Source organism: Paraconexibacter sp. (genome assembly GCF_059438195.1).
On record NZ_JBLKKY010000008.1, the window covers coordinates 29,642 to 49,365 of the forward strand.

Here is a 19,724-nt window from a genome sequence, read left to right on the forward strand (position 1 = left end):
TGGCCGCAGGAACTCGGCGGCGTCTTCGCACCAGAAGAGGGAAAACCGCTCTCGTCTGGCCTTCGTCGCGGGTCGAGGCTGCGCGGCATGCCCCGCTTCCGCTGCACCGCGTCCGCCGCCCTCGCCGCGGCCTTCGCCTGGCCGGCGCAGGCGTCCGCGAGCTCGCCCGCCCACGATCCGCTTCGCTCCCACCAGTGGGGGATGTACGCGGTCCGGGCCGACGAGGCCCCGGCGACGCCGCGCGGAGCAGGCGTCACGGTCGCCGTCGTCGACAGCGGAGTCGACCTCGACCACCCGGACCTCCGCGGTGGCCTCGCGGCCGGCCTCGACCTCGTCGATGGCGGCGCGCCGCAGGACGCGAACGGCCATGGGACGCACGTCGCGGGCATCATCGGCGCCCGGGCCGGCAACGGCATCGGCATCGAGGGCGTCGCACCAGCTGTGACGATCCTCCCGGTGCGCGTTCTCGACGCCGCGAACAACGGGTCGATGAGCGCCGTCGCCCAGGGCATCGACAGGGCCGTCGCGGCGGGCGCTCAGGTGGTCAACCTCTCGCTCAGCCCCGGGCCGGACGCCGCGCTCCGCTACGCGCTCGATTCGCCGATCGTGACGGCGATCGACCGCGCGGTGGACGCGGGAGTCGTCGTCGTGGCGGCCGCCGGGAACTTCAGCCTCCCGCTCTGCGCCCAGCCGATCACGAGCCGGCGCATGCTCTGCGTCGGCGCCGTCGACGAGCAGCGACAGCTCGCGCACTACAGCGACTACGGCACCCGTGTCGACATGGTCGCGCCCGGGGACCGCATCATGTCGACGACCCTCAACGGCATGTACGGGACGATGTCGGGCACGTCGCAGGCGACCCCGCACGTGGCCGCGGCGGCGGCGCTCCTGCGCGCTCACGGCCTCGGAGCGGGCGCGACGGTCGACCGGCTCGTCACGACCGCCCGTGATCTCGGCATCCCCGGCGTCGACCTCACCTACGGGGCCGGCATGCTCGACATCGGCGCGGCCGTGGCGACGCTCGGGAGCACGACCGCCTCTCCCGCCACGCCCGCGAAGCTCCGGCTCGAGCGCGCCGCGATCGCCGACGGCCGCCTCGACCTCCTCGCCCGCCTCACGTCGCGCGCGAGGGGACGCGTCCGCATCACCGTGCGCGCCGGTGGCCGTAGCCACGCGCTCACCGCCCCGATCTCCGAGACGGGCTCCGTGAGGGTGAGTGCCCGGCTTCCGTCCGCGATGCGCTCGGCGAGCACCGCGATCGTCCGCATCGGCTACGGCGGCAGCGCGGCCGTGTGGCCGGCCGAGCTGAAGGCCCGCGCGGCGAGGCGCCGCGCGGACCTCCGCCGCACGTCCTCCTCCCTCGCCGACGGGCATCTGCGGGTGGCGGGCACGATCTCCCGGCGGGCACGCGGCGTCGTCCACGTCCTCTACGAGCACGGCGATGGCGCCGGCACACGCGTGCTGCACCGCTGGAAGGCGAGGATCAGCGACGGCCGCTGGCGCCTCGAGGAGCACGTCACGGGCCGTGCCGCCGAGGGGGGACAGCTGTCGATCAGCTTCACGGGGGACCTCGCCCGCCGCATCCGCGGCGAGCAGGTGTCGAAGGCGCTCCCGTCGCGGTGAGCCCGGGCGCGACCCTCCTCACGCGAGGGAGTCGTGCCCCCGGTTCATGAGCGAGGCGCGCCGGGTGGAGCGCTCGGCTCGACCTCGCGGCTCATGCCCGGCGCAGCGCGTCGGGGCGGTGCACGGCCTCACCGCCGGACTTCTCGCTCTGCACGAGGTACTGGGGGTCGTCGTCGGAGGCGCGGACGGTGCGGCCCGCGGCCTGGGTGTCCTCGGTGATCTTCTTCTTCACCTCACCGACGGCCTCACCGCCGTGCGACGACCACTTCACCTTGTCTCCGGGCTTGAACTCGGGCATGGCGGTGCCTACCCGGAGCGCGAGCGCGCGGGCGCCCGGTCAGCCGGTGTTCCTCAGCCCGCCGGAGATGCCGTTGAGCGTGAGGAGGCTCACGCGCGCGAGCGGGTCGGCCATCCCGCCGGTCGCCGCAGCCCGTCGGCGACGCAAGAGCTCGATCTGGAGGAAGCTCAGCGGATCGACGTAGGGGTTGCGACGGTCGATCGACGCCTGGAGCACCGGGGCCCGGTCGAGCAGCCGCTCCTCGTCGCGCACGGCGAGCAGCTCGGCCCGCGTGCGCTCGAACTCGTCGGTGATGCGCGACCAGATCCGCTCCCGCGGCTCCTCGAGCTCCCAGAGGTCGACGTAGCGGCGGGCGATGCGCAGATCGGCCTTGGCGAGCGCCATGCCCGCGTTCGCGAGGAGCCCGCCGAAGAACCCCCATGTGCGCTCCATGTCGCGCAAGACGTCGAGGCCGACCGTCTCCCGCGCGTCGGCGAGCGCCGTCCCGAGCCCGAACCAGGCGGGGAGGACGATCCGCGCCTGCGTCCACGAGAAGACCCACGGGATCGCGCGGAGGGTCTCGATCCCGCCGCCGGCGCGGCGACGCGCCGGACGGGACCCGACCTGGAGCCGCGAGACCTCGTCGATCGGGGTCACCGCCTCGAAGAAGCGCACGAAGTCCGGATCGCCGTGCACGAGGTCGCGGTACTCGCGCTCGGAGACCTCCGCCATGCGCGCGACGACGTCGCCGTAGCGCGCCGCGTGCGAGGCGTCGGGCGCCGGCGGCGGGCGGAAGGCGGCGAGGAGCGCGGCGCTCACGGTGAGCTCGAGCTCGCGATGGGCCACCTCCGGGACGGCGTACTTCGCCGCGAGGACCTCGCCCTGCTCGGTCATCTTCAGCCGCCCGCCGACGGTGCCGGCGGGGAGCGCGAGGACCGCGGTGTTCGTCGGCCCCCCGCCGCGGCCGAGCGCGCCGCCGCGTCCGTGGAAGAAGAGCCACGAGGCGCCGTGCTCGCGCAGGACCGCGGCGACCTCCTCCTGCGCGCGGTAGGTCGTCCAGCCGGAGGCGACGTAGCCGGCGTCCTTGTTCGAGTCGGAGTAGCCGATCATCACCTCCTGCTCGTCGCCGACGGCCCGCAGGGCCTCGCGGTACTCCGGACGGCGCAGGAGCACGTCCATCGTCGCCGCGGCCCCGCGAAGCGTGTCGGCCGCCTCGAAGAGCGGGACGATCCGCAGCTCCGCGTCGCGGCCCCCGGCGCGCGCGAGCCCCGCCTCCTTCATGAGGAGGAGCACCTCGAGGAGGTCCGCGGGACCCTCGGTGCCGGAGATGACGTACGACTCGATCGCGCCCGGGTGCTCGCCCCGGAGGAGGTCGCGGACGGTGCGGAACGCGCGCACGACCGTCCGGGTGTCCTCCTCGAAGCCGGAGAGGTCCTCCGGGACCACGGGCCGATGGTCGGCGATGAGCTCGCAGAGGAGATCGACGCGCTCGTCCGCGTCGAGGCCGGCGTAGTCCTCGCAGACGCCGAGCTCGGCGAGCATCTCGTGCAGCGCCGCGCGGTGGCGCCCCGCGTGCTCGCGGACGTCGAGCCGCGCGAAGTGCAGGCCGAAGACCTCGACCTGCCGCAGCACGTCGTGGAGGTCGCCGCCCGCGGTGATCGCGCCGGCCCCCGCGCGCAGCGAGGACTCGATCTCGCGAAGGTCCGCGAGCAGCTCGGCGGGCGACCGGTAGGCGTGGACGCGGCGGCCGAGGGTCTCCCGCAGCCGCTCGCGGAGGAACGTGAACGCGCGGCGGTACGGCTCCTCGGGGTTGAGCTCGGCGAGGCGCGCGGCGAGCGCGGGGAAGCGCGTCTCGCCATCGGCGAGGACGCGGTCGAGCCCCTCGGCAGGGCCGGCGAGCCGCTCGGAGAGCGAGACCCGGCCGGCGAGCATCTCGACCCGGTGCTCGAGGAAGCGGACGCACTGCTCGCGCATGACGTCGAGCGTCTCGGCGGTCGCCTCCGGCGTGACGAACGGGTTGCCGTCGCGGTCGCCGCCGATCCACGAGCCGAACGCGAGCAGAGGGGGCACCCCGGGGCCGGCGTCGGGATAGACGTCGCCGAGCGCCTCCTCGATGTCGCGGTAGACCTCGGGCACCTCGCGGGCGAGCGTCGTGATGAACCACACGAGCCCCGTGCGCACCTCGTCGAGGACCGTGGGGGAGACGGCGCGCAGCTCGTCGCTCGCCCACAGCTCCTGCACGGTCGGAGCGAGGCGGCGGCGGGCGACGGCAGGGGACAGCGCGGGGCGCTCGTCGAGGTCGCGGAGGACCCCGAAGACGCGCGAGAGCTTCTCGAGCGTCGTGCGGCGGCGGACCTCGGTCGGGTGCGCGGTGAGAACGAGGCGGATCTCGGCGCGGTCGAGGAGCGCGCGGACCGCGTCGGCGCCGACGCCGTCGTCCCGCAGCCGCTCGATCGCATCGCGGACCGAGCCGCGCCGCGCCGCCGGCGCCTCCCTCGCCTCCCGCGCCCGCATGCGCCGGATGCGCTCGTTGTCCTCGGCGAGGTTGATGAGCTGGAACCAGCGGGTGAGCGAGCGGACGAGGACCTCGGCCGCGCGCGCGTCGAGCGAGGCGACGAGCGCGGCGAGATCGTCGTCGGCGGTCGCCTCCCCGGCGCGCGCGGCGCGCGCCAGCTCGACGGCGCGCTCGTGGAGCGCGAGGGCGTCGGGTCCCTCGGCGAGCTCGACGACCTCGCGGAAGACGTCGAGGAGGAGGGAGCGGTCGTCCCGGAACGTGCGCGTTCCCATCGGCGGGACCCTCGCAGGTCGGCCGGGCCTCGTCATGGCCTGCTCCCCTCGCATCGGGTGAGGGCTCGTGGGTAGGGTGAGGCCATGAGCTCGCGTTCCGGACTGAAGACCGCCGACGGACAGCGCCTCAGCGTCTCGCTCGCGGCGTTGTGCGCCGGCTCGACGATCTTCCTCGAGGTCGCGGCGCGCCGGCCGCTCGACCCGCTGCGCAAGGCGCTCGACGCGACCTTCAACCTCATCGGCGGTCCGCGCCCGCAGGACGTCAGCGAGCGCGACCTCACGCTCGACGTCGCGGGCGGGCCGGGCGTGCCGGCGAAGCTCTACGAGCCGCAGGGCGCCGGCCCCGAGGACGGCCTGCTCGTCTACTTCCACGGCGGCGGCTGGGTCGTCGGGAGCCTCGACAGCCACGCGCCCACGCTGCGTGCCGTCGCCTCCCGTGCCCGGTGCCGCGTCCTGGCGGTCGGCTACCGCAAGGCGCCCGAGCACCCGTTCCCTGCGGCGTTCGACGACGCGCGCGGGGCGTACCGGTGGGCGGTCGCGCACGCCGACGAGCTGGGCGTCGACCCGGCGCGGATCGCGGTCGGGGGCGACAGCGCAGGCGGCAACCTCGCGGCCGCGGTCTGCCTCCACCTCGACACGAACGAGCGCAAGCCCGCGTTCGCGTGGCTCATCTACCCGCTCGTCGACGCCGACATGGACCGCTACCCGTCGACGGCGCACTTCGCGAAGGGCCCTCTCCTCTCGCGCCAGTCGATCCGCGACATGATCGGCCACTACGCCCCGAGCCCACGTGCCCAGCTGGACCCGCGCATGAGCGTCATCGAGTCGCACGCCCTCGAGCGGCTCCCGCGGACGTACATCGCGACCGCGGGGATGGACATCCTCCGCGATCAGGGCGAGCGCTTCGGCGAGATGGCGCGCGAGGCGGGCGTCGACGTCGAGGTCCGGCGCTTCGACGACATGCCGCACGGGTTCGCCTCGCTGCGAATCGACCCGGGAGCGCGCGCCTGCGGCGACGAGGCCGTCGACGCGCTTCGCGCGGGCCTGCGCGCCGTGGCCGACGTCGCGGTCGGCACCTGAGGGGCAGCGCCGCCCGGCGCTCCCCGACATTCGTCCAGCTCCCGCCGACGACCCACATCCGCGGTCGTGGCGGCGGGGGGCCGGGTAAAGACACACATGAGCGCTGGCGTGTCGGAAAACCCGGAGACGTTGCCGACGGCGAGTCGGCGGGACCGCTGGGCCCGCCGGGACGCGCTCGCGCGCGAGTCCGAGGAGCGCGCGGAGCGCCGCGACTGGGAAGCCGACGAGCTCGAGGCCGCCTGGCGCTCGCGAGGGCGGCGGGGCGGGCCGATCATCCGCCGCATCATCGAGCTCGCGGCGGAGTCGCGCCGCGCAGCGGCCGAGGACCGCGCTCGCGCGGCGCATGATCGCGAGATGGCGGACGACGAGATGCGCGCGCTCGCGGAGCGCGTGACGGCGAGCGAGACGGACGTGCTCACCGGCGCCCGGTCTCGGGGACCAGGGTTGACCGACCTCGCGGCCGAGATCAGCCGTGCGCGTCGCAGCGGCGTGCCGCTCACCGTCGCCTTCTGCGACCTCGTCGGACTCAAGGCCGTCAACGACACCCGGGGTCACGACGCTGGGGACGAGATGCTGCGGACCGTCGTGCGCGTCCTGCGGCAGCGTCTGCGCCCGTACGACCTCGTCGTGCGTGTCGGCGGCGACGAGTTCCTCTGCGTCATGTCGTCGGCGACGCTCGAGGACGCGAAGGGCAGGATCGCGGAGATCCGCGCGGAGCTCGCCGGCGCGGGGGCGCCGATCGCCGTCGGGTTCGCGGGCCTCGCGCCCCGGGACGACGCCGAGTCGCTCATGCGCCGCGCCGACGCCGACCTCATCGCCACGCGGCCGCGCGGCGCGACGCGGTCCGGCTGACCGGTCCCGCCCGCCGCTCGACCGCCCGGCGCGCGGTCGTCCGCACGGCATCTGGGACGATCCCGCGCGATGGAAAGCGCAGAGGACGTCCCGCTCGCGCCGCTCACGACGCTGCGCCTCGGCGGGAGCGCGGAGCGGCTCGTCCGCGCACGGACCGAGCAGGAGCTCGTCGAGGCGGTGCGCTCCGCCGACGGCTCGGATGCACCGATCCTCGTCCTCGGGGGAGGGAGCAACGTCGTCGTCGCCGACGAGGGCGTCGCGGGGACCGTCGTCCACGTCGCGACGCGCGGGGTCGAGATCGCCCGCGGCGACGGCGACGTCGTGCACGTGACCGTCGCGGCGGGGGAGCCGTGGGACGCGTTCGTCGCCCGCTGCGTCGAGGAGGGGCTCGCCGGCGTGGAGTGCCTCTCCGGGATCCCCGGACTCGTCGGCGCGACGCCGATCCAGAACGTCGGCGCCTACGGGCAGGAGGTCGCCGACACGATCGCGTCGGTCCGCGTCCTCGACCGCCGCGACGGTCAGGTGCGGGACCTGGCCGCAGCGGAGTGCGGGTTCGCCTATCGCGACAGCCGCTTCAAGGGCACCGACGACTTCGTCGTCCTCGCGGTCACCTTCGCGCTCCGCGACGATCCCGGAGGCGGGGAGGCGCGCTACGCCGAGCTCGCGCGTGCGCTCGGCGTCGAGCCCGGATCACGCGTGCCGCTCGGCGAGGCTCGAGACGCCGTGCTGCGCCTGCGGACGGGGAAGGGCATGGTCCTCGACGCCACCGACCACGACACCTGGAGCGCCGGGTCCTTCTTCACGAACCCGATCATGAGCCCGGAGGAGTTCGCCGCCCTCGAGGTGCGCGCGGCCGAGCGCCTCGGACCGGACGCCCCTGCGCCGCCGGCGTGGCCCGAGGCCGACGGGAAGGTGAAGTGCAGCGCGGCGTGGCTCATCGAGCGCGCGGGGTTCGGGAAGGGCCACGAGGGGCCCGGGGGGCGCGTCGCGCTCTCCTCGAAGCACGCGCTGGCGATCACGAACCGCGGCGGGGCGTCGACGGCGGACCTCGTCGCGCTCGCCCGAGAGCTGCGGGACGGCGTCCGCGACGCGTTCGGCGTGAACCTGCACCCCGAGCCGGTGTTCGTCGGTCACCGGCTGTAGAGAGCTCCGCGAACGGCGAGGGCCCCGGTCGACCGGGGCCCTCGGCACGTCGATGCGGATGAGAGGACTCGAACCTCCACGGAGTCTCCTCCACACGGACCTGAACCGTGCGCGTCTACCAGTTCCGCCACATCCGCGAGCGGACGCATGACGATACCGGACCCATGCCGTTCAGCGACCTCCCAACCTTTCGCCTCCGGCGGCGTTCGAACTGCACGATGACCATGTCACGAACCTCCCGAATCACCATGTCCACCATCGGCGCCGGCCTCGCCGCGGCTGCCCTCGCCGCCGGCCCTGCCGTCGCGGAGCGCCCGTCCGATGCCGACCGGCCCGGCAAGCCCGAGGGCAAGGGCAACGGCGCCCAGACCGAGCGGGGCAAGCCCGAGAGCCGCCCCGTCCGTCGCGGGAACTCCGTCGGCGCGACGAAGCGCTGCAGCAAGGGCAAGACCCGCGGGTACGTCACCGCCGGCACGCTCGTGTCGCAGTCGCTCACCGAGAACGCCGACGGCACCGTCGACGGCACCGTCGTGATCGACGTCGACCGCACGAACAAGCACGCGCGCGCCGACGAGGACAAGCAGATCACCTACACCCTCGACGACGCCCGCCTCAAGGTCGTCACGGGCGACCGCACGGGCGACGGCGAGCAGACGATCCTCGACGCCGCCGCCGGCGACCGCATCAAGCTCATCGGCCGCGTCTCGAAGACGAAGAAGAAGTGCGCCGACAACGGCACCGAGCGCGTCGTGAGCTTCCGCAAGGCGACGATCGCGCCGCCGCGTCCGGCCGAGACCGACGACGACTGACCAAGCCGCAGCGCACACCGCGGGTCCGGAGGGCGGGGCGAAGAGCCCCGCCCTCCGTGCGTCCGCACCCGCGCGGGCAAGCCGTCGAGCGGTCGCGGGACTGCCGCGTCGGCACGCGTAGTCACCACGGATCCACGTCGTACTGTCGCGGCTCAGGATGGGCGCCGCTCCACGTCCATCCCACCCGGAGGCCGCCATGCGCCCATCTCGACTCTCCCTCCTCGTCGCCTCGGCGGCGGCCGCTCTCGGCGTCGCGCCCGCGGCCGCCTCGGCGATGACCACCGCCTCGCTCTCGGGCACGACGCTCAGCGTCGTCGGCGGCCCCGAGGCCAACGTCGTGACGATCGGCGTCACCACCCCCGTCGTGAGCGACCCGGGTGGTGTCGTCGCCGGCGCCGGCTGCAGCCAGGTCAACCCGACGACGGCGGACTGCGGCTGGGACTGGGAGCGGCTCGAGGGCCGCTTCGGCGACGGCAACGACGTCCTCACCGCCGGCGCGCTCTCCCCGCGGTACGCCGTCGTCGACGGCGAGGGCGGTGACGACGACCTCGGGACGGGCGGGATGGCCGACCAGCTCAGCGGCGGCGCGGGCAACGATCGGCTCGCGAGCGGCGGCGGCGACGACCTCCTCCTCGGCGGTCCCGGCAACGACACGATCCAGGCGGGTGGCGGCAACGACAACGTCGACGCCGGGACCGGCATGGACAGCGTGAGCGCGGACGGCTACATCGGCTGGGAGGACGGCAACGACATCATCAACATCCGGGACGGCGAGTCGGACACCGCGCAGTGCGGCTTCGGCGCGGATCGCGTGACCGCGGACGCCGTCGACGTCATCGACCTCCCCGACTGCGAATCGGTGGACGTCGGCGCCGCCGCGCCGGCTCCGGCGCCCGGCACCGGGACGACCCCGGTCGCCACGGCGCCGAAGGTGACGATCGCGCCGCACGCGAAGATGCGCCTGCGGACGCTGGTCGTGAAGGGCATCGGCATGCGCACCACGTACTCGATGCCGGGGAGGGCGACCGTGCGGCTCACGGTCTCGGGCACGCAGGCCCGCAAGCTCGGGCTCAGCCGCAAGACGACGATCGCGAAGGTGACGCGCGACGTCCTCGCCGCGACCCGCACGATCCGCCTGCGGCCGGCCGAGCGCTTCCGCAACCGGCTGCGGAGGCTGCGGCGCAGCATCAGCATGGCGGTCGAGGTGACCGAGACGACGTCCGCCGGGACGGCGAAGGCGAAGCGCTCCGTCACCTTCGTCCCGTAAGGACCTCTTTCAGAATCAGCGCGTCGTGTGAGCGGGCCGGATCGCGGATGCCGGACGGCGCGGGTTCATGCAGTCGATACCGGTGGTATTGGCGGCATGGACCCGCGCCGATCCGGCGCCGCGAGGTGGTGCGCTCACGCGGCGCGCATTGTGAAAGAGGTTCTAAGGCCCCGGGCCGCCCCGACGACGCCGCGTGCGCGCCAATCGCGCGTCGCGGCGCGTCGGAGCGGCCGGCTCTGCCCACCGCAACGGTCATGAGCACCGCCCAGGACTTCATCGACGCCCTCGGCCGCCTCGAGGCCGACGGGGACACCGAGCCGATCGCCGGCCTCTACGCGCCCCAGGCGCGCTCCGAGAACCTCACGACCGTCCACGAGTCGACCGGCCCCGAGGGCGCCGCGCGCTTCTGGGAACAGGACCGCGCGCTGTTCGACGACATCCGCTCGGAGTTCCGCTCGGTCGTCGAGGACGGCGACCGGGTCGCGCTCGAATGGACCCGGGAGGGCACGCGGCGCGGACGGCCGGTCCGCTTCGACGGCGTGAGCGTCCTCGAGCTCGAGGACGGCCGCATCGCCCGCTTCACCGCCTACTTCGACCCGGCCGCCGTCGGGGTGGACTGACACCCGCCGCCCTCCGGGGCGGCAAACCGCGTCGCGCCGCTCCCCGCAGCGTCTTGCTACCCTGACGGCCGTCCTTGCCGCCATCGTCTAGGGGACTAGGACGCCGCCCTCTCACGGCGGAAACCGGGGTTCGAATCCCCGTGGCGGTACTGATCGAAGGCCCCGCTCCGGCGGGGCCTTCGACGTTCTCGCGAAGCGCCGGCCGAACGTCACCCGATCGCGTCGACGACCGCCTCGGCTCCCGCGAGGAGCGCCGAGGCCTCGTCCTCCTCGATCTGCGACGGCGTCATCGCCTCGACCTGCTGGGTGAAGGTCCGCAGCGCCCGCACGGCCGCCTCGTCGTCGCCTGCCGCGAGGTGGTCGCGAGCGGCCTCGAGCCGGCGTTCGAGCGCCCGCGAGACGCCGGGGCCGAGGTCGGCCGCCGCGAGGTCGTCGTCGAGGGCGGCCAGCGCCTGCTCGGGGGTGACGGCGTGCGCGACGGCGTCCGCGATGCCCTGGAGTATGTGCGCCTCGCCGGCGTATCCCACCTGCTTCGACACGATCTCCATGCGGCTGTCGAGGAAGACGACGAGCGGGATCGCCTGCTGGGTCGGGTCCGGCGAGTAGTCGGCGATCATCGTGGAGACCGGCGACGCGGCCGATCCGTCGGGGTGGAGGACGGGGACGCGGTTGAGCGACAGCTGGTTCGCCCACGCGGTCGCGAGGGACTGGGTGGCGGGTTGCCCAGGCGCGGACCCGTCGACGACGACCTCGACGATCTGGGCCGCGTCGGGCCCGTGGGCCGCCTCGGCGGCGTCGAGGATGCCCGGGGTGTCACGCGCGAGCTGCCGGCAGGGACTGCACCATGCGCCGCAGATGTGGAGCATGACCGCGCGCCCGTAGAACTGGTGCAGGGAGACGGGATCGCCGTACTGGTCCTTCGCGACGACGTCCGGGGCGATGTCGCCGATCCCGTAGCCCGTGCCGACGAGCCCCGAGGGCGGGGTCGCCGAGGGCCAAGAGCTCGCAGCGGCGGGAGGCGAAGCAGCGAGGAGAGCTGCTGCACATGCCGCCAGGAGCGCGGTGAGCGTGCGAGACATCGGCGGGCCTCTTCCAGTCGTGGTCGTCGCTCGAGCCTACGCCTCCCGGCATCGACGGTCAATCATCCGGAGCGTCGTGCGATCAGCCGGATCGTGTCGTTCCTGGCGCGATGACGCTCTCACGCCGGCCGCCGGGCATGCCGATACCTCCGGGAACCGTGCTCGACGAGGTCGCCCGTTCCCCGGTCCTCGTGCGCAACAACGTCCGGATCTCGGGCCGCTCGGACGGTCCGCCGGTCGTCTTCGCGCACGGCTTCGCGTGCGACCAGACGATGTGGCACCGCGTGGCGCCCGCCTTCGAGTCCACGCACATGGTCGTGCTCTTCGACCACGTCGGGTCCGGCGCATCCGACGTGGCGGCCTACGACCGCGAGCGGTACGGCTCGCTGCACGGGTACGCGGACGACCTCCTCGAGATCCTCGCCGCGCTCGACCTCCGGGACGTCGCCGTCGTCGGCCATTCGGTGGGCGCGATGATCGGCGTGCTGGCAGCGAACGCCGACCCCGACCGCATCGCGCGGCTCGCGCTCCTCGGCGGCTCGCCCTGCTACGTCGACGTCGAGGACGACGGATATCGAGGCGGGTTCACCCGGCAGGACGTCGACGACCTCCTGGAGTCGATCGACCGCAACTTCGCGGAGTGGTCGCGGGCGATGGCGCCGGTCGTCATGAACACGCCCGAGCGCCCCGACCTGACCTCGGAGCTCCAGGACGCGTTCCTGCACGCGGACGCCCGCATCGCCCAGCACTTCGCGCACGTCACCTTCCTCTCCGATCATCGGGCCGACGTCGAGCGGGTGGCCGTGCCCACGCTGATCGTGCAGAGCACCGCGGATCCGATCGTGCCGCAAGGCGTGGCGGAGCACCTGCATGCGCGGATCGCCGGCAGCCGGCTCGTGCTCCTGCACGCCACCGGGCACTATCCGCAGCTCAGCGGACCCGAGGAGACGGTCCGCGCGCTCCAGGACTTCCTGTGACCGCGACCGGGCACGACGGGCCGCGCGCGACCGCGTCGCAGCTCGACATCGAGGACCTCTACGACCACGCGCCCAGCGCCTACGTGACGACCGACGTCGACGGGCTCATCCTGCACGTCAACGCGACGTTCTCGGAGTGGACCGGGTACCGGGCGCAGGACGTCGTCGGCGTGCGGCGCTTCGTCGATCTGCTGCCGCCCGGCATCCGCGCCTTCCACACCACGCACCACCTCCCGGCGCTCGAGACGATGGGAGCGGTCCGCGAGGACAGCGCCCAGGTGGTGTGCGCGGACGGCACCCGGCTCCCGGTGTCCCTCAGCTCGACGCTGCGCGACGACGACGACGGCGCCCCCTGGCTGATCCACATCGCGCTCGCCGACGCCACCGTCAGCCAGCGCTACGAACGCGAGGTGCGCGCTGCTCGCGACCGTGAGCGCGACGCGCGGGAGCGGGCCGAGCAGATCCTCGCCGACCGCGAGCGCCTCAGGCGCGAGGAGGCCGCCGTCGCCGAGCTGGCACGTCGCGCTCTGGCGGGCGCCGACCCCGAGCGGCTGCTGGACGAGACCGTCGCAGCGGTCCGCCGCGCGCTGCTCATCGACGACGTGCGGATCCTTCGGGTCGGCGATCCGCGGCTCGACGAGCCCGTGCCGGCGGGCGGCACCCGCGTGGACATCGGGGAGCCCGGGGCGCCGAGCGACGTCCTCGCGGTGACCCCGACCGGCCGCGAGCTGCTGCCGCAGACGCACGCGTTCCTCGACACGGTCGCGAGCGTCGCGTGGCTGGCGATCGAGCGTCACCGGCTGCACGACCGGCATCGTCATCGCGCGCTCCACGACCCGCTGACCGGCCTGCCCAACCGGGTCCTCCTGCAGGACCGGCTCGACCATGCCCTCGCCCGCGCGCGGCGCGACCGCACGAGGGTGGCGGTGCTCCTGCTCGACCTCGACGGGTTCAAGCAGATCAACGACACCCTCGGTCACCAGGCCGGAGACGTCGCGCTCACCACCGTGGCCGAGCGCCTCGCCGGGACCGTGCGCACGTCCGACACGGTGGCGCGCCTCGGAGGCGACGAGTTCGTGATCGTCTGCGCCGGGCTCGCTGCCGACGACGCGGCGCGGGAAGCCGCCGCGAGGATCGAGGCGGCCGTCGCGGAGCCGATGGCGCTCGAAGGAGGCGCGTGGCGCCTGGGCGTCAGCGTGGGCGTCGTGGCGTCCGGCGGCGACGTGGACGCGGTCCGGCTGCTGCGGGAGGCGGACCGGGCGATGTACGCGGTCAAGAGGGAGCGCCGCCGCAACCCGACCGACTGACCTCGCGAGATGCAGCATCGTGACCTCCTCGATCACGTTCCTGCATCTCGCGAGGGCGACGGGGCGGCGGGGCGACCGGCCCGTCTCGCGGCGCCGCTCAGCGCTTCATGTGCGCCATGTGCGCGAGGAACCGCCAGTAGCCGGGACGCGGGACGCCGGCGGTGTCCATGAGGCCCGCGTCGAAGCGCGCGTCGCAGCCGGCGCCGGTCCAGTTGTAGAGGTAGATCCGCTGGACGGAGTCCTCGAAGTCGCGGGCCATGCCGAAGAGGTACTTGATGCGGTCGCTCGCCCTCTCCGGGTCGCACGGGAAGCTCGACGCGAACTTCACGACGCCGCCGGTCTCGGTCCACCAGAAGTGCGCGTCGGGCGCGTCCTCGCGGACCTCGCGCATGATGCGGCGGGTGCCGGTGCGGCGCTGGCGGTTGACGTCGGAGTAGTTGTGGATGCCGACGATGCGGGCCCGCCTCGCCCAGGTGCGGCCGATGTGGTGGAAGAAGCGCGCGATGTAGCTCTCGACGCCGTCCTGGTCGAGGACGTCGAGCGCGACGACCCGGCAGCTCCGGCGGGTGCAGGTGTCGAACACGGCGCGGTACATCGAGCGGAAGTAGCGCCCCGCCTTCCAGGGGCTCGAGTACGTCGGCTGGCTCACGTGGTTCGCCTCGTTCCAGACGCCGAAGTCCCGCACGCCGAGGCGCCGGAAGTAGCGCACGAGCCGGCCGACGTCGCGCGCGTAGTGATCGGTGCTCGGCAGCAGCCCCTCGCGCGGCGCGTAGTTCTCGGTGCCGACGTGGATGAACGGGCGCATCCCGGACGCTCGCGCCGACTTCACCCAGACCCGAGCGCGGAGCCGCTCCTCCTCGTCGTGGATCGCGTTCCACGGGATGACGTAGCGGACCTGCCGCAGGTCGGCCTCGCGGAAGGCCGGGTGGGAGAACATCTCGACGTGCTGGTCGCCGATCCCGACGCGCACGTCGTACTCGTGGGCGGCGGCCACTCGCGGCAGCAGCGCGAGGGCGACGAGCGTCGCCGCGATGAGCGCGGCGAGCGCCGCGGGTCGTGTGGGTGTGCGTGACATCCGTGCAGCTCCGCCCCTGTCGGCTACCCACGCGCCGCCGGCGGGAAACGACGACGCCTTGCGCGCTTGACCGCCGCCTGCTGGCCTGCCTACAGTCGCGACCTCATGGCGACGGACCCCGAGCGCGAGCTCCTCGAGCGCCATCGCCCCGTCCTCGTGTTCGACCCGCAGTACGACTACCGCGTCCTCGCGGCGTCGTCCGCGGTCGCCGCGGCGGGCACCGTCCTGCGTCGCCGCGACGGCGAGGTGATCGCGCGCTCCGGCGGCAGCCCGCCGCTGCACCTCGGGGTGCTCGACGGCTATCCGCTCGGGCTCGAGCCGAGGGACGACGACTGCATCGCGATGGCGCCGGACCACCTCGGCGACGCCCGGCGGATGGAGTGGGACGAGGAGACCCGCGGGCGGCTGTACGGGCGCGTCGTCCGCGACGGCGACGACACGTGGCTGCAGTACTGGTTCTGGTTCCTCTACAACCCGAAGAACCTCTTCGGGTTCGGAAAGCACGAGGGTGACTGGGAGATGGTGCAGATCGGTCTCGGCCCGGACGGCGAGCCGGTCGCTGCGACGTTCGCCCAGCACGACGACGGCGAGGCGCGCCGCTGGCGTCGCGGCGAGGTGCGCCTGCATCCCGACGACGAGCGCAGGATCCTCGTCCACGTCGCCCCGCACTCGCACGCCTCGTACTTCGAGGACGGCACCCACCCCTACCTCGTCGGGATCGACCACCCGCGCGACGACGGGCCGCGGGCCGACCTCCCGGTCGTCCCCTTCGGTCCCTGGGTCGACTGGCCCGGACGGTGGGGGAGCACCGAGAGGACGATCGGCGGGCGGCTCGGGTCCGGGCCGCGAAGCCCGGCGCGGCAGGGCGCGAAGTGGGAGCGGCCGGGCGCGTGGCATCGCAGCATGCGCCGCCGGCGCCTGCGCGTCGCGCTGGGGCGCGTCATCCACGCCGTCGGCCGGCTCACGTATCCCAACGCGCCCGAGCTGCGCGTCGCGGGCATCGACGGCGACCGCGTCACGGTCGCCTGGACGCTTCGCGGCGGGCGCCGGCGCCGCGGGCGCCATCTCCACATCACCCTCCACGAGGGGCACCACGTCATCGCGAGCCGCGTCGTGCGCGAGGCGGACGTCGACGGCACGACGACGCTCCCGGTCGCCGCCGGCCGGCGACCCACGGGCGTCGTCGGCAGCGCGTACAACCGGCTCCGTCAGCGCAGCGACCTCGCCGCGGTCGACGTGACCGGCTGACCCGCCGCCTCGGCATCGTCCATCCGTCGTCACGGGCCGGGGCGAGGAGTACCGTGGGCCGATGCGGACCTGGGCGCTCTCGGCTCTCCTCGTCGCGCTCGTCGCGACGCTCTCGCTCACCCCGGCGCGCGAGGATCGCGCGTCCGCCGGGACGACCCTCCCGACGCCCGCCGACCTCCGCGTCACGGCCCGCGCCGACGGCGCCGTCGACGTCCGCTGGCGCCCGCGGGCGCGCGGCGCGACGCGCCACGAGGTGCGGACGTCCCCCGCGACCCGCACCCGCCGCGTCGGCCGCTCGCGACGCTCCGTGCGCCTGCGCGGACTGCGACCTGGCAGGCGCTACCGCGTCTCCGTCCGCGCCTGCGCGGGGCGGCGCTGCGGCCGCTCGGCGTCCCGGGCCGTCCGGGTCCGCCGGCCGTCGTTCACCGGTGTGCCGCGCGTCGGCGGCTGCCCGGTCTTCCCGTCCGACGACGCGTGGAACCGCGACGTCTCGCGCGATCCCGTCGATCCGCGCTCCGACGAGTACCTCCGGTCGATCGGCCTCGACGACACGCTGCATCCCGACTTCGGCTCCGGCCGGCACGGCGACTACGGCATCCCGTTCGCGGTCGTCCCGCGGGACCAGCCGCTCGTCCCGATCCGCTTCGACGCCTACGGCGACGAGAGCGACCCCGGGCCGTACCCGATCCCCGCGACCGCGCGCGTCGAGGCCGGGGAGCGCAGCGACGGCGACCGGCACGTCCTCGTGCTCCGTCAGGGGGAGTGCAAGCTCTACGAGCTGTACCGCGCGTTCCGCGAGGGCTCGGGCTGGCGCGCGGACTCCGGAGCGGTCTTCGACCTCCGCGACCCGCGCCCGCGGCCGCGAGGCTGGACGTCCGCCGACGCCGCGGGGCTCCCGATCCTCCCGGGTCTCGCACGGGCCGACGAGGCGAGCGCCGGCCGCATCCGCCACGCGCTGCGGTTCACCGTCTCGCGCACCCAGCGAGGCTACGTCGCCCCCGCGCGGCACTTCGCGTCGTCGAGCACCGACCGGTCGCTGCCGCCGATGGGTCTGCGGCTGCGGCTGCGGCGGGACTTCGACCGGTCGCGCTACACCGGTCAGTCGCGCGCGATCCTGGACGCACTCGCGCGCTACGGGATGATCGTCGCCGACAACGGAAGCGACTGGTTCATCAGCGGGGCCGCCGACCCGGGCTGGGACGACGAGGACCTCGAGCAGCTGAAGACCATCCCCGGCCGCGCCTTCGAGGTCGTCCGCAGCGGGCCGGTCACGACCGGCTGACCCCGGCCGCCGGCGCGCGGGCGCCAGGCTTGACCGTCGCCTGCGGACGGGCCTACAGTCGGCGCGGGTCCGGGCGTGATCGTCGACCTCCACAGCCACTACCCGATGCACCTCGTCCCGGCGGCGCGCGGCACGCCGCTCGACGCCATCACGACCCGCGAGGGACGCTCGCGCGTGCGCGACCGCGTGCGTGCGCTCCTCCTCGGCCTCGCGAGCCGCGTCGGCAACTACCGCTCGTTCTCCTCCGGGCCGCGGGTGACCGTCTCCGAGCTCGCCCAGGGTGACGTCCGCGTCGCGCTCTCGGTCCTCTACTCGTTCTTCGACGAGGTCGACATCGGCGAGCCGTACGGCGCGGGCCCGCAGGACGAGTACCTCGCGCGTCTCCTCCGGCAGCTCGAGCACGTCGAGGACCACGTCGCGTCCCGGCATCCCGGGCGCGCCCGCATCGCCCGGACGCCGGCCGAGCTGGACGAGGCCGTCGCCGCCGGCGAGATCGCGCTCGTCCACTGCGTCGAGGGCGGCTTCCATCTCGGGGAGACGCCCGAGCGCGTCGACGCGGCCATCGCCGAGCTCGCCCGCCGCGGCGTCGCGTACATCACGCTCGCCCACCTCTTCTGGCGCGGCATCGCGACGAACGCGCCGGCGATCCCCTTCATCCCCGATGCCGTCTACCGCCGGCTCTTCGGTCAGCCGGAGATCGGTCTCACCGATCTCGGCCGCGCCGCGGTGCGGGCGATGGCGCGCGAGCGCGTGCTCATCGACGTCTCGCACATGTCCGACCGCGCGCTCGGCGACACGCTCGACCTCCTCGACGAGACCGGGAGCCGGACGCCGGTGCTCGCCTCGCACTCCGTCTACCGCTTCGGCGGCCAGGAGTACGCGCTCGACGACGAGGGGGTCCGCCGGATCGCCGCGCGCGACGGCGTCATCGGGCTCATCCTCGCCCAGCACCAGCTCAACGACGGCCTGCGCCGCCGGCGGACGAGGCGGTTCGCCGATTCGCTCCACGTCATCGGCCGGCACATCGACCGCATCGCGGAGATCACCGGATCGCACCGGCACGTGGCGATCGGCACCGATCTGGACGGCTTCATCAAGCCGACCGCGGCGGGACTCGACTCGGCGCGCGATCTCCGCCACCTCGAGCACGCCCTCCTCGAGCGCTACGGCGCCGCCGACGGCGAGTCGATCTGCTCCGGCAACGCGCTGCGGGTGCTGCGGGCCGGCTGGGGCGGGGCGCGCTGACGCCGGGACTCGTGCGACACGCCTCGCGTTTCGCCTTCCGGCTGGGTAGCATCGCCCGGGGGCGTCCGATCGAGGGAGGGCGGGGATGCTGGGGAGTGCTGATGATGCCGGAGGGGCGCAGGGCGACGAGGGCCGGCGGCCGCGGGGTGAGCGTGGGTCACGCGGGCCCACGCTGAGGGCGGTGCTCGTCTCGGCGGCGCTCCTCGCGGTGCTCGCCGCGGTGCCGGTCGTCGCGGCGACGGGCGATGCGATCCGCGAGGGCGTGCGCAACGGGACCGCGACGAAGGAGACGGAGATCATCTCCCGCGTCACGGGCGACCGCTACGGCACGCGGCAGAGCAACATCTCGACGGGCGAGGACGCGGGCGGCGCGGCGGTCTACGGGTGCCGCCGGCCGTCGAAGGAGTGCACGCGGCACGTCAACCTCTCCGAGGGGCCGGCCGCGGCGTTCCGCACCGACGGACTCGTCCCGTTCACGATCAGCCCGAACGCGACGGGCACGGTCGAGAACCTCAACGCCGACAAGCTCGACGGCTTCGACGCGGCGACGATCGTCGCGGCGGCCGCCTCGACCGCAACGGGGCGCGTCGGCCCGCAGGGCCCTCCGGGTCCGGCGGGCCCGCAAGGCGTTCCCGGACCGACGGGCGCGACGGGGCCGACCGGGCCACGGGGCCCGAGCACCGCCTTCCAGCATGGCAACGTGGGCCGAGTCGTCACGTCTCAGGCCCCCCAGGTCGTCGCCTCCACCGATCTCGCCGGGCCGGCCACCTACCTCATCAGCTCGTCCCTGTGGATCGAGAACCGCGTCGCGACGGCGTACCAGGTCACGTGCCGCCTCGTCGCCGGCGGCGTCGACCTCGACCTCGGGAAGTCGTCGGTCCCCGGGAGCGGATCGGCGAGCATCGCCCTCCAGGGGGCGCGGCAGGTCGCGGGCGGGACGGAAGGGGTGAGCGTCATCTGCGACGGCGGATCGGGGAGCGACTACATCGCGCGCGACATCGACATCACGAGCATCGAGGTGGGCTCCGTCACCGTCACCGAGACGCCGTAGCC

The 19,724-nt window shown here is 74.2% G+C and carries 17 protein-coding genes and 2 tRNA genes; 14 read left to right on the top strand and 5 right to left on the bottom strand.

The features are described from left to right. Positions 1–87 precede the first annotated feature (87 nt). Complete coding sequence (locus ACME2J_RS04570; protein ID WP_495543693.1) at positions 88–1,623, top strand: S8 family serine peptidase; 1,536 nt, start codon at positions 88–90, stop codon at positions 1,621–1,623. 91 nt (positions 1,624–1,714) lie between these two features. Here the strand turns inward: ACME2J_RS04570 and ACME2J_RS04575 are convergent, their stop codons facing one another. Both ACME2J_RS04575 and ppc read right to left on the bottom strand, forming a co-directional pair. Further along, entirely contained in the window at positions 1,715–1,921 is a 207-nt protein-coding gene (locus tag ACME2J_RS04575) for a hypervirulence associated TUDOR domain-containing protein (protein WP_495543694.1), read from the bottom strand. 39 nt (positions 1,922–1,960) lie between these two features. Continuing rightward, positions 1,961–4,687, bottom strand: coding sequence for a phosphoenolpyruvate carboxylase (gene ppc / locus ACME2J_RS04580; protein WP_495543695.1), 2,727 nt, complete (start codon positions 4,685–4,687; stop codon positions 1,961–1,963). Between the two features lie 84 nt (positions 4,688–4,771). Between ppc and ACME2J_RS04585 the strand changes: the two genes are divergently transcribed. The 3 genes from ACME2J_RS04585 (at position 4,772) to ACME2J_RS04595 (ending at position 7,762) form a co-directional block, all read left to right on the top strand. Further along, positions 4,772–5,767 (top strand): alpha/beta hydrolase, encoded by a 996-nt coding sequence (locus ACME2J_RS04585; RefSeq protein ID WP_495543696.1) that lies wholly within the window; start codon positions 4,772–4,774, stop codon positions 5,765–5,767. 129 nt (positions 5,768–5,896) lie between these two features. Beyond that, on the top strand, positions 5,897–6,619 hold the full coding sequence (locus ACME2J_RS04590) for a GGDEF domain-containing protein (RefSeq protein WP_495543697.1): 723 nt from the start codon (positions 5,897–5,899) through the stop codon (positions 6,617–6,619). Between the two features lie 69 nt (positions 6,620–6,688). Continuing rightward, the gene (locus ACME2J_RS04595) at positions 6,689–7,762 is read left to right on the top strand and encodes a UDP-N-acetylmuramate dehydrogenase (RefSeq protein WP_495543698.1); all 1,074 of its coding nucleotides are present in this window, start codon (positions 6,689–6,691) and stop codon (positions 7,760–7,762) included. A 53-nt stretch (positions 7,763–7,815) separates the two neighbouring features. Here ACME2J_RS04595 and ACME2J_RS04600 read toward each other — a convergent pair. Beyond that, positions 7,816–7,899: transfer RNA gene (locus ACME2J_RS04600), tRNA-Leu, on the bottom strand. 111 nt (positions 7,900–8,010) lie between these two features. Between ACME2J_RS04600 and ACME2J_RS04605 the strand changes: the two genes are divergently transcribed. From ACME2J_RS04605 to ACME2J_RS04620, 4 genes are all read left to right on the top strand, one after another. Next, complete coding sequence (locus ACME2J_RS04605) at positions 8,011–8,571, top strand: hypothetical protein (RefSeq protein ID WP_495543699.1); 561 nt, start codon at positions 8,011–8,013, stop codon at positions 8,569–8,571. Between the two features lie 196 nt (positions 8,572–8,767). Next, positions 8,768–9,838 (top strand): hypothetical protein, encoded by a 1,071-nt coding sequence (locus ACME2J_RS04610; RefSeq protein ID WP_495543700.1) that lies wholly within the window; start codon positions 8,768–8,770, stop codon positions 9,836–9,838. A 254-nt stretch (positions 9,839–10,092) separates the two neighbouring features. Next, positions 10,093–10,458: a nuclear transport factor 2 family protein gene (locus ACME2J_RS04615; protein ID WP_495543701.1), complete on the top strand. Its 366-nt coding sequence runs from the start codon at positions 10,093–10,095 to the stop codon at positions 10,456–10,458. A 76-nt stretch (positions 10,459–10,534) separates the two neighbouring features. Then, positions 10,535–10,607: transfer RNA gene (locus ACME2J_RS04620), tRNA-Glu, on the top strand. Between the two features lie 60 nt (positions 10,608–10,667). Here ACME2J_RS04620 and ACME2J_RS04625 read toward each other — a convergent pair. Next, positions 10,668–11,537, bottom strand: coding sequence for a TlpA family protein disulfide reductase (locus ACME2J_RS04625; RefSeq protein WP_495543702.1), 870 nt, complete (start codon positions 11,535–11,537; stop codon positions 10,668–10,670). A 137-nt stretch (positions 11,538–11,674) separates the two neighbouring features. Here ACME2J_RS04625 and ACME2J_RS04630 point away from each other — a divergent pair, with 137 nt between their 5' ends. Both ACME2J_RS04630 and ACME2J_RS04635 read left to right on the top strand, forming a co-directional pair. Further along, positions 11,675–12,514 carry an alpha/beta fold hydrolase gene (locus tag ACME2J_RS04630; RefSeq protein ID WP_495543761.1) on the top strand — a complete coding sequence of 280 codons (840 nt, stop codon included), beginning with the start codon at positions 11,675–11,677 and terminating at the stop codon, positions 12,512–12,514. Continuing rightward, entirely contained in the window at positions 12,511–13,821 is a 1,311-nt protein-coding gene (locus tag ACME2J_RS04635) for a diguanylate cyclase domain-containing protein (RefSeq protein ID WP_495543703.1), read from the top strand. Before ACME2J_RS04630 ends, ACME2J_RS04635 begins: the two co-directional genes overlap by 4 nt. A gap of 97 nt (positions 13,822–13,918) precedes the next feature. Here ACME2J_RS04635 and ACME2J_RS04640 read toward each other — a convergent pair whose 3' ends face one another. Next, complete coding sequence (locus ACME2J_RS04640; protein WP_495543704.1) at positions 13,919–14,896, bottom strand: hypothetical protein; 978 nt, start codon at positions 14,894–14,896, stop codon at positions 13,919–13,921. 105 nt (positions 14,897–15,001) lie between these two features. Between ACME2J_RS04640 and ACME2J_RS04645 the strand changes: the two genes are divergently transcribed. The 4 genes from ACME2J_RS04645 to ACME2J_RS04660 all read left to right on the top strand — a co-directional run bounded on the left by ACME2J_RS04645 (position 15,002) and on the right by ACME2J_RS04660 (position 19,722). Beyond that, the gene (locus tag ACME2J_RS04645; protein ID WP_495543705.1) at positions 15,002–16,144 is read left to right on the top strand and encodes a hypothetical protein; all 1,143 of its coding nucleotides are present in this window, start codon (positions 15,002–15,004) and stop codon (positions 16,142–16,144) included. 61 nt (positions 16,145–16,205) lie between these two features. Next, positions 16,206–17,426, top strand: a complete 1,221-nt coding sequence (locus tag ACME2J_RS04650) for a fibronectin type III domain-containing protein (protein ID WP_495543706.1) — start codon at positions 16,206–16,208, stop codon at positions 17,424–17,426. Positions 17,427–17,501: 75 nt separating this feature from the next. Then, a complete protein-coding gene (locus tag ACME2J_RS04655; RefSeq protein ID WP_495543707.1) occupies positions 17,502–18,671 on the top strand; it encodes a dipeptidase in 1,170 nt (389 codons plus the stop codon). A gap of 181 nt (positions 18,672–18,852) precedes the next feature. Next, positions 18,853–19,722, top strand: coding sequence for a hypothetical protein (locus ACME2J_RS04660; protein ID WP_495543708.1), 870 nt, complete (start codon positions 18,853–18,855; stop codon positions 19,720–19,722). Positions 19,723–19,724 lie beyond the last annotated feature (2 nt).

Excerpts from the sequence above, each read along its gene's own strand:
- ACME2J_RS04645 (WP_495543705.1), top strand. The coding sequence starts at position 15,002 with ATGGCGACGGACCCCGAGCGCGAGCTCCTCGAGCGCCATCGCCCCGTC.
- ACME2J_RS04570 (WP_495543693.1), top strand. The coding sequence starts at position 88 with ATGCCCCGCTTCCGCTGCACCGCGTCCGCCGCCCTCGCCGCGGCCTTC.
- ACME2J_RS04630 (WP_495543761.1), top strand. The coding sequence starts at position 11,675 with ATGCCGATACCTCCGGGAACCGTGCTCGACGAGGTCGCCCGTTCCCCG.
- ACME2J_RS04615 (WP_495543701.1), top strand. The coding sequence starts at position 10,093 with ATGAGCACCGCCCAGGACTTCATCGACGCCCTCGGCCGCCTCGAGGCC.
- ACME2J_RS04610 (WP_495543700.1), top strand. The coding sequence starts at position 8,768 with ATGCGCCCATCTCGACTCTCCCTCCTCGTCGCCTCGGCGGCGGCCGCT.
- ACME2J_RS04585 (WP_495543696.1), top strand. The coding sequence starts at position 4,772 with ATGAGCTCGCGTTCCGGACTGAAGACCGCCGACGGACAGCGCCTCAGC.
- ACME2J_RS04605 (WP_495543699.1), top strand. The coding sequence starts at position 8,011 with ATGTCCACCATCGGCGCCGGCCTCGCCGCGGCTGCCCTCGCCGCCGGC.
- ACME2J_RS04650 (WP_495543706.1), top strand. The coding sequence starts at position 16,206 with ATGCGGACCTGGGCGCTCTCGGCTCTCCTCGTCGCGCTCGTCGCGACG.
- ppc (WP_495543695.1), bottom strand. The coding sequence starts at position 4,687 with ATGGGAACGCGCACGTTCCGGGACGACCGCTCCCTCCTCCTCGACGTC.
- ACME2J_RS04640 (WP_495543704.1), bottom strand. The coding sequence starts at position 14,896 with ATGTCACGCACACCCACACGACCCGCGGCGCTCGCCGCGCTCATCGCG.
- ACME2J_RS04595 (WP_495543698.1), top strand. The coding sequence starts at position 6,689 with ATGGAAAGCGCAGAGGACGTCCCGCTCGCGCCGCTCACGACGCTGCGC.
- ACME2J_RS04625 (WP_495543702.1), bottom strand. The coding sequence starts at position 11,537 with ATGTCTCGCACGCTCACCGCGCTCCTGGCGGCATGTGCAGCAGCTCTC.
- ACME2J_RS04575 (WP_495543694.1), bottom strand. The coding sequence starts at position 1,921 with ATGCCCGAGTTCAAGCCCGGAGACAAGGTGAAGTGGTCGTCGCACGGC.